17 protein-coding genes are annotated in these 17,926 nt (G+C 56.9%); 11 read left to right on the top strand and 6 right to left on the bottom strand.

Features of this window, described 5'->3' with window-relative positions; translation table 11 throughout:
• Positions 1-126: 126 nt before the first annotated feature.
• From clpX to bolA, 4 genes are all read right to left on the bottom strand, one after another.
• Complete coding sequence (gene clpX, locus GUC32_RS04835; protein ID WP_004940354.1) at positions 127-1,398, bottom strand: ATP-dependent protease ATP-binding subunit ClpX; 1,272 nt, start codon at positions 1,396-1,398, stop codon at positions 127-129.
• A gap of 143 nt (positions 1,399-1,541) precedes the next feature.
• A complete protein-coding gene (clpP, locus tag GUC32_RS04830; RefSeq protein WP_004940356.1) occupies positions 1,542-2,165 on the bottom strand; it encodes an ATP-dependent Clp endopeptidase proteolytic subunit ClpP in 624 nt (207 codons plus the stop codon).
• A 438-nt stretch (positions 2,166-2,603) separates the two neighbouring features.
• Positions 2,604-3,908, bottom strand: a complete 1,305-nt coding sequence (tig, locus tag GUC32_RS04825; RefSeq protein ID WP_004940358.1) for a trigger factor — start codon at positions 3,906-3,908, stop codon at positions 2,604-2,606.
• 367 nt (positions 3,909-4,275) lie between these two features.
• Positions 4,276-4,590 (bottom strand): transcriptional regulator BolA, encoded by a 315-nt coding sequence (gene bolA / locus GUC32_RS04820; RefSeq protein WP_004940361.1) that lies wholly within the window; start codon positions 4,588-4,590, stop codon positions 4,276-4,278.
• Positions 4,591-4,904: 314 nt separating this feature from the next.
• Here bolA and GUC32_RS04815 point away from each other — a divergent pair, with 314 nt between their 5' ends.
• The 8 genes from GUC32_RS04815 (at position 4,905) to GUC32_RS04780 (ending at position 13,812) form a co-directional block, all read left to right on the top strand.
• Positions 4,905-5,483: a lipoprotein gene (locus tag GUC32_RS04815; protein WP_033634001.1), complete on the top strand. Its 579-nt coding sequence runs from the start codon at positions 4,905-4,907 to the stop codon at positions 5,481-5,483.
• A gap of 51 nt (positions 5,484-5,534) precedes the next feature.
• Positions 5,535-7,013, top strand: a complete 1,479-nt coding sequence (ampG, locus tag GUC32_RS04810) for a muropeptide MFS transporter AmpG (RefSeq protein ID WP_025301764.1) — start codon at positions 5,535-5,537, stop codon at positions 7,011-7,013.
• Positions 7,014-7,453: 440 nt separating this feature from the next.
• Entirely contained in the window at positions 7,454-8,404 is a 951-nt protein-coding gene (gene cyoA / locus GUC32_RS04805) for a cytochrome o ubiquinol oxidase subunit II (protein WP_025301763.1), read from the top strand.
• 3 nt (positions 8,405-8,407) lie between these two features.
• Positions 8,408-10,399, top strand: a complete 1,992-nt coding sequence (gene cyoB, locus GUC32_RS04800) for a cytochrome o ubiquinol oxidase subunit I (protein WP_025301762.1) — start codon at positions 8,408-8,410, stop codon at positions 10,397-10,399.
• Positions 10,389-11,003, top strand: coding sequence for a cytochrome o ubiquinol oxidase subunit III (locus tag GUC32_RS04795; protein WP_004940367.1), 615 nt, complete (start codon positions 10,389-10,391; stop codon positions 11,001-11,003). The genes cyoB and GUC32_RS04795 overlap by 11 nt, the downstream gene beginning before the upstream one ends.
• On the top strand, positions 11,003-11,341 hold the full coding sequence (locus GUC32_RS04790) for a cytochrome o ubiquinol oxidase subunit IV (RefSeq protein WP_016928864.1): 339 nt from the start codon (positions 11,003-11,005) through the stop codon (positions 11,339-11,341). The genes GUC32_RS04795 and GUC32_RS04790 overlap by 1 nt, the downstream gene beginning before the upstream one ends.
• A 17-nt stretch (positions 11,342-11,358) precedes the next feature.
• A complete protein-coding gene (gene cyoE / locus GUC32_RS04785) occupies positions 11,359-12,249 on the top strand; it encodes a heme o synthase (protein ID WP_025301761.1) in 891 nt (296 codons plus the stop codon).
• A gap of 198 nt (positions 12,250-12,447) precedes the next feature.
• Positions 12,448-13,812, top strand: a complete 1,365-nt coding sequence (locus GUC32_RS04780) for an MFS transporter (RefSeq protein WP_025301760.1) — start codon at positions 12,448-12,450, stop codon at positions 13,810-13,812.
• Positions 13,813-13,846: 34 nt separating this feature from the next.
• Here GUC32_RS04780 and GUC32_RS04775 read toward each other — a convergent pair whose 3' ends face one another.
• A complete protein-coding gene (locus tag GUC32_RS04775; protein ID WP_025301759.1) occupies positions 13,847-14,338 on the bottom strand; it encodes a YajQ family cyclic di-GMP-binding protein in 492 nt (163 codons plus the stop codon).
• 182 nt (positions 14,339-14,520) lie between these two features.
• Here GUC32_RS04775 and panE point away from each other — a divergent pair, with 182 nt between their 5' ends.
• Together panE and yajL are read left to right on the top strand one after the other, a co-directional pair.
• On the top strand, positions 14,521-15,432 hold the full coding sequence (gene panE, locus GUC32_RS04770; protein WP_025301758.1) for a 2-dehydropantoate 2-reductase: 912 nt from the start codon (positions 14,521-14,523) through the stop codon (positions 15,430-15,432).
• On the top strand, positions 15,395-15,985 hold the full coding sequence (gene yajL, locus GUC32_RS04765) for a protein deglycase YajL (RefSeq protein WP_043135643.1): 591 nt from the start codon (positions 15,395-15,397) through the stop codon (positions 15,983-15,985). The genes panE and yajL overlap by 38 nt, the downstream gene beginning before the upstream one ends.
• A 66-nt stretch (positions 15,986-16,051) precedes the next feature.
• Here the strand turns inward: yajL and thiI are convergent, their stop codons facing one another.
• Positions 16,052-17,500, bottom strand: coding sequence for a tRNA uracil 4-sulfurtransferase ThiI (gene thiI / locus GUC32_RS04760; protein ID WP_043135640.1), 1,449 nt, complete (start codon positions 17,498-17,500; stop codon positions 16,052-16,054).
• A 160-nt stretch (positions 17,501-17,660) separates the two neighbouring features.
• Here thiI and xseB point away from each other — a divergent pair, with 160 nt between their 5' ends.
• Entirely contained in the window at positions 17,661-17,924 is a 264-nt protein-coding gene (gene xseB, locus GUC32_RS04755; protein WP_025301755.1) for an exodeoxyribonuclease VII small subunit, read from the top strand.
• The last annotated feature ends 2 nt before the right edge of the window (positions 17,925-17,926 follow it).

The following is a 17,926-nucleotide window of genomic DNA, read 5'->3' as shown; positions in this document are numbered from 1 at the left end:
TTCATAAAATCTGGTTAATGAGTATATGGGGATGAATCTCTTACATTCAACGGCAAGAATGCAGGAAAAAGAAATGGGGGATGAAATCCCCCATTTTGCTGATAACGCTCTGGTTTGACTGGCTAATTATTCGCCAGATGCCTGGGCTTCCGGCTTGCCGTAAATCAGCAGCGGCTTGGATTGGCCGGCGATCACCGACTCGTCGATCACCACTTTGTCTACGCTATCCATCGACGGCAGATCGTACATGGTGTCGAGCAGCGCGCCTTCCACGATGGAACGCAGGCCGCGGGCGCCGGTTTTGCGCGCCATGGCTTTCTTGGCAATGGCGTTCAGCGCTTCGTCACGGAACTCCAGCTCCACGCCTTCCAGGTTGAACAGCGCCTGGTACTGCTTGGTCAGGGCGTTCTTCGGCTCTTTCAGGATCTGAATCAGCGCGTCTTCGCTCAGTTCGCTCAGGGTCGCCACGACTGGCAAACGGCCGATGAACTCAGGGATCAGCCCGAATTTGATCAGGTCTTCCGGTTCGGCCTGCAGCAGCAGTTCGCCTTCGGTCGCCTTCTCGGACTCGCCCTTGACGGTCGCGCCGAAGCCGATGCCGGAGCCGGTGTTGACGCGCTGACCGATCACCTTATCCAGGCCGGCAAATGCGCCGCCGCAGATAAACAGGATCTTGGAGGTATCGACCTGCAGGAACTCCTGCTGCGGATGCTTGCGCCCGCCCTGCGGCGGAACCGCGGCGATGGTGCCTTCAATCAGCTTCAGCAGCGCCTGCTGCACGCCTTCACCCGAGACGTCACGCGTGATCGACGGGTTGTCGGACTTGCGGGAAATCTTATCGATTTCATCGATATAAACGATGCCGCGCTGCGCTTTTTGCACGTCATAGTCACATTTTTGCAACAGCTTCTGGATAATATTTTCCACGTCCTCGCCCACGTAACCGGCTTCGGTCAGCGTGGTGGCGTCGGCCATGGTGAACGGCACGTCCAGGAAACGCGCCAGCGTTTCCGCCAGCAGGGTTTTACCGCTGCCGGTCGGGCCGATCAGCAAGATGTTGCTCTTGCCCAACTCGATACCGTTGCTGGTATCGCCGTTGCGCAGGCGTTTGTAGTGGTTGTACACCGCAACCGCCAGCACTTTCTTCGCCTGCTCCTGGCCGATGACGTAGTCATCCAGGTGGTGGCGAATTTCGTGCGGCGTCGGCAGCGCACTGCGCTCACGATGCGGGGCAACTTCTTTAATCTCTTCGCGAATAATGTCGTTACACAGATCGACACATTCATCGCAGATATACACTGACGGCCCGGCAATCAGCTTACGCACTTCATGCTGGCTTTTGCCGCAAAAAGAGCAGTACAGCAGCTTTCCTGAACCGTCTTTGCGCTTATCTGTCATCAGTCAAACCTCTTCTTTAGTCTTGTCCCGCAGGAAAATCACGGCGGCAGTGCGCCCAAACTCATATCGGGAACGCCGAGGGGCTACAACAGAGCGAGCCCCTGCCCACTCTGATTACTATAGTCCATCGGCGCCGCGTGGTTCTAGCTGCGGTGTGTCAGAATGCCGTCAACCAGGCCGTATTCCACGGCTTCTTCCGCGGTCATAAAGCGATCGCGCTCGGTGTCGCGTTCGATCTGCTCCAGCGGCTGGCCAGTATGCTCGGCCATCAGTTCGTTCATGCGCGCTTTCACCTTGAGGATTTCACGCGCGTGGATTTCGATGTCCGTCGCCTGGCCCTGGTAGCCGCCCAGCGGCTGGTGAATCATCACGCGCGAGTTCGGCAGGCAGAAACGCTTGCCTTTGGCGCCGGCGGTCAGCAGGAAGGAGCCCATCGAGCACGCCTGGCCCATACAGATGGTGCTGACGTCCGGCTTGATGAACTTCATGGTGTCGTAAATCGACATGCCCGCGGTAATTACCCCACCCGGCGAGTTGATGTAGAGGTAAATGTCTTTTTCCGGGCTTTCCGCTTCGAGGAACAGCATTTGCGCCACGATCAGGTTGGCCATGTGATCTTCCACCTGGCCGGTCAGGAAAATGATGCGCTCTTTCAGCAGGCGGGAATAGATGTCGTAAGAACGCTCCCCGCGTGAAGTCTGCTCTACCACCATCGGCACCAGCGCCATGTTCGGTGCAAATTGATCTCGTTCGCCACTGTATGACATTACCGTCTCCTAATAGAAATTGCCTTGGCGGCCAGGGTGTCACCCTAATACGCCGATTCTACTTGAGAACGGCCATGATGACTATGCTCAAGCATTCGACCCGCGCCACACGTACCCGACGGTTATTTCATCCCGCGCACTTTGGCAAACAGCCCCAGAATTATTCTTTACAGATTGGGGGAGCCCGGCGCGATTTCAAGCCCAGAGGCCGATTTTCTCCGCGCGCCGAAAACGATGCCGTTAATCTGACCGTTATCATGCCAGCCAGTTCCCCAGGCAACAGGGTAAATATAGTGCATATTGCCCCGTTTAACCTGAGATTAATCAGCAACGTGGCAAAAAGAAAAGCCCGCAACCTGAGGTTGCGGGCTTTTTCATCGTGCGCCGGTTCGCCAGGCGAAACCGGGGGCGCCGTTCATTGCGCCCGGCACGCCGGCATTACGCCTGTTGAGTCTGGTTCATCAGCTCGCTGAAGGTAGTGGCTTTTTCTGTCACTTTCGCTTTTGCCAGCAGGGCTTCAACCGCTTGCTCTTCCAGAGCCACGTTACGCATGTTGTTCATCAGCTCTTTGTTTTTGCTGTAGAACTCGATGACTTCGCTTGGATCTTCGTAGGCAGAAGCCATTTCTTCGATCAGCGTCTTCACGCGGTCTTCGTCAGCTTTCAGATCGTTGGTGCTGATCACTTCGCCCAGCAGCAGGCCAACCACTACGCGGCGTTTCGCTTGCTCTTCGAACAGCTCGCGTGGCAGTTCCAGCGCTTGCTTCTCGTTGCCGCCGAAACGCTGTGCAGCCTGACGACGCAGTACGTCGATTTCGCCGTCGATCAGGGCAGCAGGCACGTCGATTTCGTTCGCGCTCACCAGGCCATCGATCGCCTGAGACTTGATGCGGTTACGCACGGCGCCTTTCAGCTCGCGCTCCATGTTCTTGCGAACTTCGGTGCGCAGACCGGCAACGGAACCGTCCGCCACGCCGAAACGTTTGATGAACTCTTCGGTCAGTTCCGGCAGTTCGCGCTCTTCAACTTTCTTCAGCACGATAGCGAATTTGGCCGCTTTGCCCTTCAGGTTTTCCGCGTGGTAATCTTCCGGGAAGTTCACGTCGATGGAGAACTCTTCGCCCGCTTTGTGACCGACCAGACCTTCTTCGAAGCCTGGGATCATGCGGCCCTGGCCCATTGCCAGCACGAAGTCAGACGCTTTGCCGCCTTCGAACTCTTCACCGTCGATAGAACCGGTGAAGTCAACGGTCACGCGATCTTCAGCTTCCGCTGCGCGATCGGTTTCTTTCCAGGTCGCCTGCTGCTTGCGCAGGGTGTCCAGCATCGCGTCGACGTCTTCGTCGTTCACTTCGACCACAGGTTTTTCAACTTCGATGTTTTCCAGGCCTTTCAGCTCAACTTCTGGATACACTTCGAATTCAACGGCGAAAGTGAAGTCTTCACCTTCTTTGTACTCGCCCGGCACGTAGTTTGGTGCGCCGGCCGGATTAATCTTTTCTTTGATGATCGCATCAACGAAGCTGCGCTGCATCGCTTCGCCCAGCACGTCCTGACGAACAGAAGCGCCGTAACGCTGTTCCACGATGTTCATCGGCACTTTGCCTTTGCGGAAGCCGTCGATACGCACGCTTTTCGCTGCGTTGATCAGCTCTTTCTTCACCGCCTGCTTGATAGTATCAGCCGGTACAGTAATAGAGAGACGGCGCCCAAGGCCTTGAGTGGTTTCTACTGAAACTTGCATCTTGTTACCTCAAAAAAATCACAGTGCTCGGTCAACTCCGTTCCAAGAACCAGGACGGCTACAGATAAGAACCGAGTTCCCTGATGACAGAAGCGTCCCGAAACCATTCCGGAAAAATAAGACGCGACATTATAGCGGCGCATGCGTGGCGAGTCGAGGAAAGCTAGGCGGCGCAGGCGCGCTAAAACTCACACTTTTGCCGATTCGATCGCCAAAAGGCCGCCAAAACAGACCGAACGTTGGCCACATTGCGCGTCGGCCGTGTCGTCGTCAAAAACAGAAACGGCCCGCAGGCCGTTTCAAAATTCGTCAGTAGTAATACCCTAATTCAAGGGCAAAGTTCCACTGATACCTGAAAATTTCCCCCTCAGGCCAGCGTCCCAGCGCCGCGGCACGGCGGCGAGGCCGGCACGGTATCCTGCAACCCTTCCCACTCCTTGAGCGTATAGGTGTGCAGCGCCAGCGCGTGTACGCCGTCCGCCAGCTCCTCCGACAGCACGCCGTAGATGGAACGGTGGCGCGTCAAAAAACGTTCGCCGACGAAGCGATCGCTGACCAATACCACTTTGAAATGGCTTTCTGAACCCGCCGGAACGTTATGACGATAGCTTTCATCAACGACTTCCAGATACGCGGGCTCAAACGCCGCCCTTAACTTTGCTTCTATTTGCTCGCGAATCATAGGATCTCCTTACAACACCGGCAGAGGACCGTGCCCATCTAGTTCAATATTAGCCGGTTTTCCCCCGTTTAGACCATCGCAGGGACAAATTTCTCTTTTCTGCGGTCAAATGATGAGCGCTATCCCCGTCGCTTGGGGGATTATCCGATTGAGCGGGACAAAAAAGCGTGTTTTTATCAACGGCAGGTAAAAATTTGTCACTCTGGCGCCTTCCGCGCTTCCACCGCACGGCGGCGATGCTATGATGTCGGCAATTTGTTGTCGGCTATCCCACTCTGATTATTGCTAAATCCATCGAGAATGAGACAGAAAACATGTTAAAGAAACTTTGTCTTCCTTTGCTGGCCGCCCTGCTGCTGGCCGGCTGCGCAACCAGCAGCAACACCCTGAACGTCACGCCGAAAATCGTTCTGCCGCAGCAGGATCCTACCCTGCAGGGCATCACCGTCAGCATCAACGGTGCGGATCAGCGTACCGACCAGGCGCTGGCCAAGGTAAACCGCGACGGCCAGCTGGTCACGCTGACGCCATCGCGCGATCTGCGTTTCCTGCTGCAGGAAGTGCTGGAGAAACAGATGGGCGCACGCGGCTACATGATCGGCGCCGACGGCCCGGTGGCGCTGCAGATCGTCGTCAATAACCTGTACGCGGACGTCTCCGAAGGCAACCTGCGCTACAACATCACCACCAAAGCCGACATCTCGATCATCGCCCAGGCGAAGAACGGCAACAAGCAGGTGAAGAATTACCGCTCGACCTATAACGTGCAGGGCGCCTTCACGGCGACCAACGAGAAGATCACCGACGCCGTCAACTCCGTGCTGGGCGACGTGATCGCCGACATGGCACAGGACACCAGCGTCAACGATTTCATCAAGCAAAACGCGCGCTAATCACCGCACCTTGCGCCGCCCGGCGGATCGGGCGGCGCAGACAGGGAACTCATGTCGAAACACTATCTGAACATCTTCACCCAGCGTAACTCCGCCATTCTGCTGCTGCTGGGCTTCGCGTCGGGTCTGCCGCTGGCATTGACCTCCGGCACGCTGCAAGCCTGGATGACCGTCGAAAATATCGATCTGAAAACCATCGGCATCTTCTCGCTGGTGGGCCAGGCCTATGTCTTCAAATTCCTCTGGTCGCCGTTCATGGACCGCTATACCCCGCCGTTCCTTGGACGGCGCCGCGGTTGGCTGCTGATCAGCCAGTTACTGTTGGTGGTCGCGATCGTGGCGATGGGCTTCATGCAACCCGCGCAGCACCTGTGGTGGTTGGCGGCGTTGGCGGTGCTGGTGGCGTTCTGCTCCGCCTCGCAAGATATCGTGTTCGACGCTTATAAAACCGACCTGCTGAAAGCCGAAGAGCGCGGCACGGGTGCGGCGATATCGGTGCTGGGATACCGGCTGGCGATGCTGGTTTCCGGCGGCCTGGCGCTGTGGCTGGCGGATCGCTATTTCGGCTGGCAAGCCACCTACTGGCTGATGGCCGGGTTGATGCTGATCGGCGTGGCGGCCACGCTGCTGGCGCCGGAGCCGGACGAAAGCATCCCGGCGCCGCGCACTATGGAACAGGCGGTCGTCGCGCCGCTGCGCGATTTCTTCGGCCGCAACAACGCCTGGCTGATCCTGCTGCTGATCGTGATGTACAAAATGGGCGACGCCTTCGCCGGCAGCCTGAGCACCACGTTCCTGATCCGCGGCGTGGGGTTCGACGCCGGTGAAGTCGGACTGGTGAACAAAACCCTCGGCCTGTTCGCTACCATCGTCGGCGCCCTGTTCGGCGGTGTGCTGATGCAGCGTCTCAGCCTGTTCCGTGCGCTGATGCTGTTCGGCGTCCTGCAGGCAGTCTCCAACCTCGGGTATTGGATCCTGGCGGTGACCGACAAGAGTCTGCTCACCATGGGCAGCGCCATCTTCCTCGAAAACCTGTGTGGCGGCATGGGCACCGCGGCCTTCGTGGCACTGCTGATGACGCTGTGCAACCGCTCGTTCTCCGCCACTCAGTTCGCGCTGCTGTCGGCGTTGTCCGCCGTAGGACGCGTCTATGTCGGCCCGATCGCCGGCTGGTTCGTCGAAGCCCATGGTTGGCCGCTGTTCTATCTGTTCTCGATCGCCGCCGCCCTGCCGGGCTTGCTGTTGCTCGGCATCTGCCGCCAGACGCTGGAACACACCCAGCAGCATGGCGACTTTATGCCGCGCACCGAGTTTTCAGAATCTTACCGTTGGGCTCTGCGCTTGCTGACGCTAGGCTGTTCGTTGCTGGGTCTGTGGTTGCTGTTGCTGATCGCCAATGCGCTGGACTGGGCACAGGCACCGCTGTTGGCCGATCGGCTGCTGCAGGTCGGCGCCGCGCTGAGCCTGCTCGGCGTCGCAATGGGCAGCACGCTGGATTACTTGGCGTTGCGCCGCACCCGTTTGGCATAACCTGACCGGCCGGCGATTTCGCCGGCCGAAAAAAAAGCGATCCGAGGATATATTTATTTCGCTAAAAAAAGATAATCGGCGCGGAAATTATTTTTTTATCCGACTGCGGCGCTCGGAAATAAAATTAAATTCACCTTTAAGACACAATTATTTTACATTAAATAAACCTTTTCTGCGTATTTCCCCGCCGCGCATTTCTTCGCCAAATTCATCATACCTTTAGTTTTCCTTAACATACGGGCTGCTCGTCACGATTCAGCGTGCCAACGCGTTGTTGTCATTAGTAAATTGTCACGTAGGGTTACATCTGTGACCCCCTTAACAGAAAGTGTCAACAAGCCGCTGACACTCCCTTAAGCATGTTTACAGTACTGCAACCTTCCCGTAAAATGCCCGCACACATGAAACGACAATTGAGCCTTTGTTATTGAGGTCGTTAGATGAGACTTAAGAAATACAATAAAAGTATTGGGATGCTGTCATTAATCGCAGCCACTGTATTGCTCAGTGGTTGCGATATGGTTTTGATGAATCCCAAAGGAGCAATTGGTGTTGAGCAACGGACACTGATTATCACTGCAATCGCGTTGATGTTGATCGTGGTGGTGCCAGTTATCTTCATGGCGTTCGCCTTTGCCTGGAAGTATCGCGCTTCCAACAAAGACGCCAAGTACAGTCCGAACTGGGCCCACTCCAACAAGATCGAAGCGGTCGTCTGGACCATTCCTATCATTATCATCGCCATCCTTGGCACCATTACCTGGAAGACTACCCACGAACTCGACCCGTTCAAGCCGATTGTCACCGACAAGAAGCCGATGACGATCGAAGTGGTGTCGCTCGACTGGAAATGGCTGTTCATCTACCCGGAACAAGGCATTGCGACGGTTAATGAGCTGGCTTTCCCGAAAGATGTTCCAGTCGAATTCAAGATCACCTCTAACTCGGTAATGAACTCGTTCTTTATCCCGCAGTTGGGTGGACAGATTTATGCGATGGCCGGCATGCAGACCAAACTGCACCTGATCGGCAACGAAGCCGGTGCCTACAAGGGCATCTCCAGCAGCTACAGCGGCGCAGGCTTCTCCGGTATGAAATTCACCGCGATCGTTACCCCGACCGAAGGCGACTTCGATCAGTGGGTGGCCAAGGTGAAGGCATCGTCTAAAAACCTGAACACCACCGACGACTTTAACAAACTGGCAGAGCCGAGTGAAAACAACCCGGTTGAGTACTTTGCCGCTGTCAAACCGAATTTGTTCAAAGAAACAATTGCCAAATTCATGGGCGACATGGATATGCACAAGGGCGCTGGCGCGCACGAAGGCATGGACATGAGCCAAGGTATGGACATGGGTGAACATGCTGCTCACGCCGGAGCCGAGGAATAACTGATGTTGGGAAAATTAACACTTGATGCGGTTCCGTACCACGAACCGATCATCATGGTCACCGTAGCCGCAATTATTGTCGGGGGCCTGGCAGTGCTGGCGCTGCTGACCTATTTCGGCAAATGGAAGTGGCTGTGGAGCGAATGGCTGACTTCGGTCGACCATAAAAAAATTGGTATCATGTACATCGTCGTGGCGATGGTCATGCTGCTGCGCGGCTTCGCCGACGCCATCATGATGCGTAGCCAGCAGGCGTTGGCGTCCGCCGGCGAAGCCGGGTTCCTGCCGCCGCACCACTACGACCAGATCTTCACCGCGCACGGCGTTATCATGATCTTCTTCATGGCGATGCCTTTCGTAGTCGGCCTGATGAACGTCGTGGTACCGCTGCAAATCGGTGCGCGCGACGTTGCCTTCCCGTTCCTGAACTCCCTGAGCTTCTGGTTCTTCGTGGTGGGCGTTGTGCTGATCAACATCTCCCTGGGGGTCGGTGAGTTCGCTCAGACCGGTTGGCTGGCGTATCCGCCGCTGTCGGGTAAAGAGTACAGTCCTGGCGTCGGGGTCGATTACTGGATCTGGAGTCTGCAGATTTCCGGTCTGGGTACCCTGCTGACCGGCGTGAACTTCTTCGCCACCATTCTGAAGATGCGCGCCCCTGGCATGCCTCTGATGAAGATGCCGGTGTTCACCTGGGCGGCACTGTGTACTAACGTCCTGATCATCGTTTCTTTCCCAATTCTGACCGTCACCATCGCGCTGCTGACCCTGGATCGCTATCTGGGCACCCATTTCTTCACCAATGATATGGGCGGCAACATGATGATGTACATCAACCTGATTTGGGCCTGGGGTCACCCAGAGGTGTATATCCTGGTTCTGCCGGTGTTCGGCGTGTTCTCCGAAGTCACCGCAACCTTCTCCAGAAAACGCCTGTTCGGCTATACCTCACTGGTATGGGCAACCATCGCGATTACCGTTCTGTCGTTCATCGTCTGGCTGCACCACTTCTTCACCATGGGGTCCGGCGCGAACGTTAACGCCTTCTTCGGTATCGCCACCATGATCATTTCCATCCCGACCGGGGTGAAAATCTTCAACTGGCTGTTCACCATGTATCAGGGCCGTATCAAGCTCAACTCCGCGATGCTGTGGACCGTTGGCTTCATCATCACCTTCTCCGTGGGTGGTATGACCGGCGTTCTGCTGGCGGTACCGGGCGCGAACTTCGTGCTGCACAACAGCCTGTTCCTGATCGCTCACTTCCACAACGTCATCATCGGCGGCGTGGTGTTCGGTTGCTTCGCGGGCCTGACCTACTGGTTCCCGAAATCCTTCGGCTTCACGCTGAACGAAAAATGGGGCATCCGCGCGTTCTGGTTCTGGATCATCGGCTTCTTCACCGCCTTCATGCCGCTGTACGCATTGGGCTTTATGGGCATGACCCGTCGTATCAGCCAGAACATCAACCCTGAGTTCCACCCTCTGCTGCTGGTTGCAGCCGGCGGTGCGGCGCTGATCGCCTGCGGCATCCTGTGCCAGCTGACCCAGATCTTCGTCAGTATCCGTGACCGCGAACAGAACCGCGATCTGACCGGTGACCCATGGGGTGCTCGTACTCTGGAGTGGTCAACCTCGTCTCCACCGCCGTTCTATAACTTTGCCGTAGTGCCACAGATCCATGACCGTGATGAGTTCTGGGACATGAAAGAAAAAGGCGAAGCGTATAAGAAACCGGCTAAATACGAACCGATTCATATGCCTAAGAACACCGGCGCCGGCGTTATCATCGCCTTCTTCAGCCTGGTATTCGGTTTCGCAATGATTTGGGAAATCTGGTGGATGGCTCTGGCCGGCTTCATCGGTATGATCGTTGTCTGGATCGGCAAGAGCTTCGATCACGATGTTGACTACTATGTGCAGGTTGATGAAATCGAACGCATTGAGAACCAACACTACGAACAAATCCGTAAAGCAGGCGTGAACCATGTCAACTGAAACTCTGACCAATCATAACGCAGCCCATGCAGAGCATGGGCACCACGACGCAGGAGAGACCAAAGTCTTCGGATTCTGGATCTACCTGATGAGCGACTGTATTTTGTTTGCGAGCTTGTTCGCGACTTATGCAGTCCTGGTGAACGGGACCGCTGGCGGTCCCTCAGGCAAAGACATCTTCGACCTGAAGTTTGTCCTGGTCGAAACTTTCCTGCTGTTGTTCAGCTCCATCACCTACGGCATGGCGATGATCGCCATGAACAAAGGTAAAGTTGGCGGTGTAAACACCTGGTTGTTCCTGACCTTCCTGTTTGGTCTGGGCTTCGTGGCGATGGAAATCTATGAATTCCATCACCTGATCGCCGAAGGCTTCGGTCCGGATCGCAGCGCGTTCCTGTCCAGCTTCTTCGCGCTGGTCGGCACCCACGGTCTGCACGTGACTTCTGGCCTGATTTGGATCATCGTGCTGATGATTCAGGTGAGCAAGTTCGGCCTGACCGCGACCAACAAAACCCGCCTGATGTGCCTGAGCCTGTTCTGGCACTTCCTGGACGTGGTCTGGATCTGCGTATTTACCGTTGTCTACCTGCTGGGGGTTATGTAATGAGCCATTCATCCCATGAAACCTCTCACGGCGGCGCAAGCCACGGCAGCGTGAAGTCATACCTGATCGGCTTTATCCTGTCGATCATCCTGACGGTAATTCCATTTGCGATGGTAATGAACGGCTCCGCCTCTCATTCCACCATCCTGGCGGTTGTTGTCGGTATGGCGGTTATCCAGGTGATTGTTCACCTGGTTTACTTCCTGCACATGAACACCTCATCGGAAGAGCGCTGGAACCTGGTGGCATTGCTGTTCACCGCTATGATCATCGGTATCGTTGTTGTAGGTTCACTCTGGATTATGTACAACCTCAACATCAATATGATGGTCGATTAAGAGCTGAGCTGCACGTGATGATTAAGCAATACCTGCAAGTCACTAAACCAGGAATTATTTTCGGCAATTTAATTTCTGTCGTCGGGGGATTCCTGCTCGCTTCCAAAGGGAGCATCGACTATCCCCTGTTTCTCGCCACCCTGGTGGGTGTCTCGTTGGTGGTCGCGTCGGGCTGTGTGTTTAACAACTACATCGACCGCGACATCGACAAGAAAATGGAGAGAACGAAGAATCGGGTGCTGGTAAAAGGCCTGATCGCGCCGAGTGTCACCCTGGTTTATGCGACCGCTTTGGGTATTGTGGGCTTTGCGTTGCTGTATATCGCAGCCAACCCGCTGGCCATGTGGCTGGCGGTGATGGGCTTCGTGGTTTATGTCGGCGTTTACAGCCTGTACATGAAACGCCACTCGGTCTACGGCACGCTGATCGGCAGCCTGTCGGGCGCCGCGCCGCCGGTTATCGGCTACTGCGCGGTGACCAACGAGTTCGACGCCGGCGCGTTGATCCTGCTGGCTATCTTTAGCCTGTGGCAGATGCCGCATTCTTATGCGATCGCTATCTTCCGCTTTAAAGATTACCAGGCGGCCAACATTCCGGTGCTGCCGGTGGTGAAAGGCATTTCCGTCGCCAAGAACCACATCACGGTCTACATCCTGGCATTTATGATCGCCACGCTGATGCTGACCCTGGTTGGTTATGCCGGCTACAAGTACCTGATCGTCGCTGCGGCGGTGAGCGTATGGTGGCTGGGCATGGCGCTGCGCGGTTACAAGACCGAAAACGACAGCGTCTGGGCGCGTAAACTGTTCGTGTTCTCCATCGTCGCCATCACCTCGCTGAGCGTGATGATGTCGATCGACTTCAGCGCCACGGCGGCGCCTGAAGCGCTGGTGACCTACGTTTGGTAAGCCAAATCATCTGTGAATGGGCCGCTTTTGCGGCCCATTTTATTTGTCACGCCGAAAAGCGGCCAAACTGTAATATCTGTTAAACAACATTCGATTTACCCCCCCTGCCCTGCACACTAAAATGACGCAGCTTTACAGAAATCATGCCATCAGGCGCTGTCGCAACGTCTGATGGCATGGTTTTTACCGAGGTTTGATGTGAACGATAATTCAATGACCCCGCAGGAGCGCCGCGCCACCTGGGGATTGGGCACCGTATTCTCCCTGCGCATGCTCGGCATGTTTATGGTACTGCCGGTGCTGACCACCTACGGCATGGCGCTCAACGGCGCCAGCGAAGCGCTGATCGGCATCGCCATCGGCATTTACGGCCTGGCACAGGCGGTATTTCAGATCCCGTTCGGCCTGGTGTCCGATCGCATAGGCCGCAAGCCGCTGATCGTCGGCGGCCTACTGATCTTTGCCCTCGGCAGCGTGATCGCCGCCGTCACTGACTCTATCTGGGGCGTGATCCTCGGCCGCGCGTTGCAAGGCTCCGGCGCCATCGCCGCCGCGGTAATGGCGCTGCTCTCCGATCTGACCCGCGAGCAGAACCGCACCAAAGCGATGGCGTTCATCGGCGTCAGCTTCGGTATCACCTTCGCCATCGCCATGGTTCTGGGCCCCATCATCACCCATGCCTTGGGCCTGCATGCGTTGTTCTGGATGATCGCCGTGCTGGCGCTGGCCGGCATCGTCATCACTCTGGCAGTAGTACCTTCCGCCGATACCCATCTGCTGAACCGCGAGTCCAGCATCGTGCGCGGCAGCTTCCGCAAAGTGCTGAGCAACTCGCGCCTGCTGAAGCTCAACTTCGGCATCATGTGCCTGCATATCCTGCTGATGTCGAGCTTCGTGGCGCTGCCGCTAGCGATGGAGAAAGCCGGGCTGGCGGCCAGCGAACACTGGATCGTCTACCTGGTGACCATGCTGGTGTCGTTCGCCGCCGTGGTGCCGTTCATCATCTATGCCGAAAAATATCGCCGCATGAAGCAGGTGTTTATGGGCTGCGTGGCGGTGCTGTTTTGCGCCGAAGTGCTGCTGTGGCTCTCCGGCGCTCATCTATGGGGCATCATCGCCGGCGTGCAGCTGTTCTTCATGGCCTTCAACGTGATGGAAGCCATTCTGCCTTCACTGATCAGCAAAGAATCACCGGCCGGCTACAAGGGCACCGCGATGGGGGTCTACTCCACCAGCCAGTTTATCGGCGTGGCGATCGGCGGCAGCCTCGGAGGCTGGCTGTACGGTTTGCAGGGGGCGGGCTTGGTGTTTATCGCCGGCGCCGTGCTGGCCGCAGTCTGGTTCCTGGTCAGCAGCACCATGAAAGAGCCGCCGTATGTCAGCAGCCTGCGCATTACGCTGTCGGAACTGGCGGTGAAGGATTCGGCGCTGGAAAGCCGCCTGAAGGCGCAGCCCGGTGTGGCCGAGGCGATCGTCGTGCCGGAAGAGCGCAGCGCCTACGTCAAGGTGGATACTAAGCAGACCAATCGCGGTCAGCTGGAAGCGCTGGTCAATTCGCTGTAAAGAATCAGGGCCGGCAATGCCGGCCCCGTAGAGATTAATCGCGGAAGTTCTTGAACTGGAACGGCTGCCCCAGATCGCCGCCGCGCACCAGCGCCATCACGCTCTGCAAATCGTCGCGTGACTTGCCGGTCACCCGTACTTCTTCACCCTGGATCTGCGCCTGCACCTTCAGCTTGCTGTCTTTGATCAGCTTGACGATTTTCTTCGCCACAGAGGTTTCAATCCCCTGCTTCAGCTTGGCTTCCACGCTGTAGGTTTTGCCGCTGTGGGTAAACTCTTCCGGGATCTCCAGCGCAGCGCCGTCGATGCTGCGCTTGCTCAGCTTTTCGCGCAGAATGTCGAGCAGCTGTTGCACCTGGAAATCAGACTCGGTGGCAACCTTGATGCTTTGGTCTTTCTCGTTTAGCTCAAAGCTGGCCGGCACGTTGCGAAAATCCCAGCGGGTACCGAGATCGCGGGTAGCGTTCTCAACGGCGTTACGCACTTCCTGCATATCAATTTCGGAAACGATGTCGAAAGATGGCATACTTCTTCCTCCTGAATGAGTGCCTAATAGCTTAGGCGATTTTGATGCCGAGCATGATAACCGCTTTGCCGCCTCAGACAAAATCTGCTGAACGCACGCAGGGATAGCGCTTCGGGCTGCCATAAAGCCTATAGTTAATTCACGGTAATTGAGCGGTATTCCCGTGTTTCCAAGGAGACTGAATGAAAATAACCATTCTTGGTTGCGGCGCGCTCGGACAACTGTGGCTCTCCCGGCTGTATCAGCAGGGCCACGATGTACAGGGATGGCTAAGAGTGCCACAGCCTTTTTGCGCAGTGAACGTGATAGAGCCGGAAGGCGTCTCGTTCAATCGCAATTTGCCCACCAACGATCCGGAGCATCTTGCGCAAAGCGAGCTGCTGCTGGTGACGCTAAAAGCCTGGCAGGTGTCCAGCGCGGTCAGCACGCTGCTGCCGAAGCTGAACCCCCAGTGCGCTATTTTGCTGCTGCACAACGGCATGGGCACCCAGGAAGAGCTGCCGCCGAACGGCCAGCCCATCCTGCAGGGCACCACCACCCACGCTGCGCGCCACGAAGGCAGCACCATTATCCACGTCGCCACCGGCATCACCCACATCGGCCCAACCTCGCCGGCCGCCCAACACCTCAGCCACCTGGCGGAAGTGCTGCATCAGGCACTGCCTGACGTCGCCTGGCACAACAATATCGCCTCGGCCAACTGGCGCAAGCTGGCGGTCAACTGCGTGATCAACCCGCTGACGGCGCTGTACGGCTGCCGCAACGGCGACCTGCAGCGTTACCCGGAACAGATCGAAACGCTGTGCCGTGAAGTCGCCAGCGTGATGGCGATGGAGGGCTACCACACCTCCTGTGAAGGCCTGATGCAATACGTGATGGACGTGATCCACAGCACCGCCGACAACATTTCGTCGATGCTGCAGGACATCCGCAGCCAGCGGCACACCGAGATCGACTACATCACCGGTTACCTGCTGCGCCGCGCGCGCAGCCACGGCCTCACGCTGCCGGAGAATGCGCGGCTGTTTGAATTGATTAAACGAAAGGAAAATGAATATGAGCGTATCGGCGCTGGTCTGCCTGGCACCTGGTAGCGAAGAAACCGAAGCCGTCACCACCATCGACCTGCTGGTGCGGGCGGGCGTAAAAGTCACTACCGCCAGCGTTGCCGGCGACGGCGAGCTGACTATCGTCTGTTCGCGCGGCGTCAAGCTGCTGGCCGACGCGCCGCTGGTGGCGATCGTCGATGAGCCGTTCGACGCCATCGTGCTGCCCGGCGGCCTGAAAGGCGCGGAATGCTTCCGCGACAGCCCGCTGCTGGTGGAGAAGGTGCGGCAAATGCATCTGCAGGGCAACATCGTCGCCGCCATCTGCGCGGCGCCGGCGCTGGTGCTGCAACACCACGATCTGTTCCCGATCGGCAACATGACCGGCTTCCCGGGCCTGAAAGACCAGATACCGGCGGATAAATGGATGGAGCGCCGCGTGGTGTACGATGCCCGCGTCAACCTGCTCACCAGCCAGGGGCCGGGCACCGCGATGGAGTTCGCGCTGAAGCTGATAGACCTGCTGCTTGGTAAAGCCAAGGCGGCGGAGATCGCCGCGCAGCTGGTGCTGATCCCGGGGATGTACGACTTCCGCGACTGAGCGGCTTGCCGATAAAAAAAGGGCTGAACATCGGTTCAGCCCTTCTCGTTGATGCCGCTCCGTGCGTTACGGGCGATAAACCTTCACGTTGTTGAAGCCCTGCTCCAACAGGTACAGCGCCTGCAGGCGGCTCATCACGCCGCGCTCGCAGTACAGCAGGTAGGTTTTGCTCTGGTCCAGATTACCAAACTGGGTGCTCAGCTTGTAGAACGGCAGCGCTTTCACTTCAACCTGTTCCAGCTGCAGCGGTTTCTCTTCCTGCTCGTCGTTGGAGCGGATATCCAGGATCACCTCGTCGGCGCCAAAGGCCGCGACGGTTTCCACCTCGGTCACCTGTTCCTGCGTCTGTTCGGCGATAGAGCGGATATCAACGTTCTTCGCCTCGCTCACCACCCGGTCAAGAATGCTGAAATCGAAGTGGCTCTCTTCCTCTTCGATCTTGGCCTTGACGGCTTTTACCGTCGGGCTCTTCGAAATCACACCGCAATATTCCGGCATGGTTTTGGCGAAGTCTTCAGTGCCGATTTCGCGCGCCAGCTTGATGATGTGCTCTTTATCGTGCGAGATCAGCGGACGCAGGATCAAGGTATCGGACGCATTGTCGATCAAGCGCAGGTTGGTCAGCGTCTGGCTGGAGACCTGCCCCAGCGCCTCACCGGTCACCAGCGCCTGCACGCCGTAGCGTTCGGCCACTTGCGAAGCGGCGCGCACCATCATGCGCTTGAGCACCACGCCCATCTGGCCGTCGTCGACCTTCTCCAGGATCTCGCCCACCACCGGCTCGAAGTCGATAGCGACGAAGCGCACCTTGTGCGAACTGGCGAAGCGATTCCAGAGATAATGTGCCACCTGCTTCACGCCGATCTCGTGCGCAGCGCCGCCCAGGTTGAAGAAGCAGAAGTGCACGCGGCAACCGCGACGCATCAACATATAGCTGGAGACGCCCGAGTCGAAACCGCCGGAAATCAACGACAGTACGTCTTCCTGGGTGCCGACCGGGTAACCACCGATGCCTTCGAGGCGGCGTTTGACCAGCATCAGCTTGTCGTCTTCAATCTCCAGATTTACCGTGACCTGCGGGCGGCTAAGGTTAACGCGCGCGCTCTCGATATGCTGGTTCAGGCCGCCGCCGACGTAGCGCTCTACGTCCTGCGAATTGAACGCCTGCTTGCCGCGGCGCTTGACGCGCACGCAGAAGGTTTTGCCTTCCAACTGGGCGCGGTAGGCTTCCAGCGTCTGCTCGAAGATGTGGTGGATGTCGGTATAAGCGCGGTCTTCCACTTCCAAAATATGGTGGATGCCGGGAATGCGCGTCAGGGCGTCGGCGATGATCGGCCGCTGGTTTTCATCTTTGGCGCGAACTTCGATATGATCCCAGTGACGGACGACCGCCAGCGTTTCATCATACTGCTTCAGGACGTTGCGAATATTGGTCGAGAGAATCTTGATAAAGCGCAAGCGCACAGATTGGCTCTTGATGGTGATTTCCGGGAACAATTTAATGATAAACTTCATGGCGGTCTTTGTTGTCAGATAAGAATTACGGCGCGGAGTATATCACCATATCGCCGTGCTCTGCGCACAAAACCACACATGAGCGCCATGATTTGCTAATCAAGATCCGCTAGGATAGGCTCTGGCGCCACGGTTCACATGATGACGTAAAAAGAAAATTATGCCGAAAAAACCAGCACAATCAGCCAGTACAGAGCAAACTGCCAGCTTTGAAAGCGCCCTCGGCGAGCTGGAAAGCATCGTGACGCGTCTGGAGTCAGGCGAATTGCCGCTGGAAGACGCGCTGAACGAGTTCGAACGTGGCGTACAGCTGGCGCGTCAAGGCCAGCAGAAACTGCAACAGGCGGAACAGCGTGTGCAGATACTCCTTAACGACAGCGCCGACGATGCGGCGCTGACGCCTTTTACACCGGATACCGAGTAACC

It is taken from the genome of Serratia sp. NGAS9 (assembly GCF_009905295.1).
Taxonomy (GTDB): domain Bacteria; phylum Pseudomonadota; class Gammaproteobacteria; order Enterobacterales; family Enterobacteriaceae; genus Serratia; species Serratia bockelmannii.
Note: the sequence above shows the minus strand (reverse complement) of the source record. Positions and strands in the feature narration are given on the sequence as shown.

Bases quoted from the DNA above. Each gene is read 5' to 3' on its own strand.
- clpX (WP_004940354.1), bottom strand. From the start codon at position 1,398: ATGACAGATAAGCGCAAAGACGGTTCAGGAAAGCTGCTGTACTGCTCT.
- clpP (WP_004940356.1), bottom strand. From the start codon at position 2,165: ATGTCATACAGTGGCGAACGAGATCAATTTGCACCGAACATGGCGCTG.
- tig (WP_004940358.1), bottom strand. From the start codon at position 3,908: ATGCAAGTTTCAGTAGAAACCACTCAAGGCCTTGGGCGCCGTCTCTCT.
- bolA (WP_004940361.1), bottom strand. From the start codon at position 4,590: ATGATTCGCGAGCAAATAGAAGCAAAGTTAAGGGCGGCGTTTGAGCCC.
- GUC32_RS04815 (WP_033634001.1), top strand. From the start codon at position 4,905: ATGTTAAAGAAACTTTGTCTTCCTTTGCTGGCCGCCCTGCTGCTGGCC.
- ampG (WP_025301764.1), top strand. From the start codon at position 5,535: ATGTCGAAACACTATCTGAACATCTTCACCCAGCGTAACTCCGCCATT.
- cyoA (WP_025301763.1), top strand. From the start codon at position 7,454: ATGAGACTTAAGAAATACAATAAAAGTATTGGGATGCTGTCATTAATC.
- cyoB (WP_025301762.1), top strand. From the start codon at position 8,408: ATGTTGGGAAAATTAACACTTGATGCGGTTCCGTACCACGAACCGATC.
- GUC32_RS04795 (WP_004940367.1), top strand. From the start codon at position 10,389: ATGTCAACTGAAACTCTGACCAATCATAACGCAGCCCATGCAGAGCAT.
- GUC32_RS04790 (WP_016928864.1), top strand. From the start codon at position 11,003: ATGAGCCATTCATCCCATGAAACCTCTCACGGCGGCGCAAGCCACGGC.
- cyoE (WP_025301761.1), top strand. From the start codon at position 11,359: ATGATTAAGCAATACCTGCAAGTCACTAAACCAGGAATTATTTTCGGC.
- GUC32_RS04775 (WP_025301759.1), bottom strand. From the start codon at position 14,338: ATGCCATCTTTCGACATCGTTTCCGAAATTGATATGCAGGAAGTGCGT.
- panE (WP_025301758.1), top strand. From the start codon at position 14,521: ATGAAAATAACCATTCTTGGTTGCGGCGCGCTCGGACAACTGTGGCTC.
- yajL (WP_043135643.1), top strand. From the start codon at position 15,395: ATGAGCGTATCGGCGCTGGTCTGCCTGGCACCTGGTAGCGAAGAAACC.
- thiI (WP_043135640.1), bottom strand. From the start codon at position 17,500: ATGAAGTTTATCATTAAATTGTTCCCGGAAATCACCATCAAGAGCCAA.
- xseB (WP_025301755.1), top strand. From the start codon at position 17,661: ATGCCGAAAAAACCAGCACAATCAGCCAGTACAGAGCAAACTGCCAGC.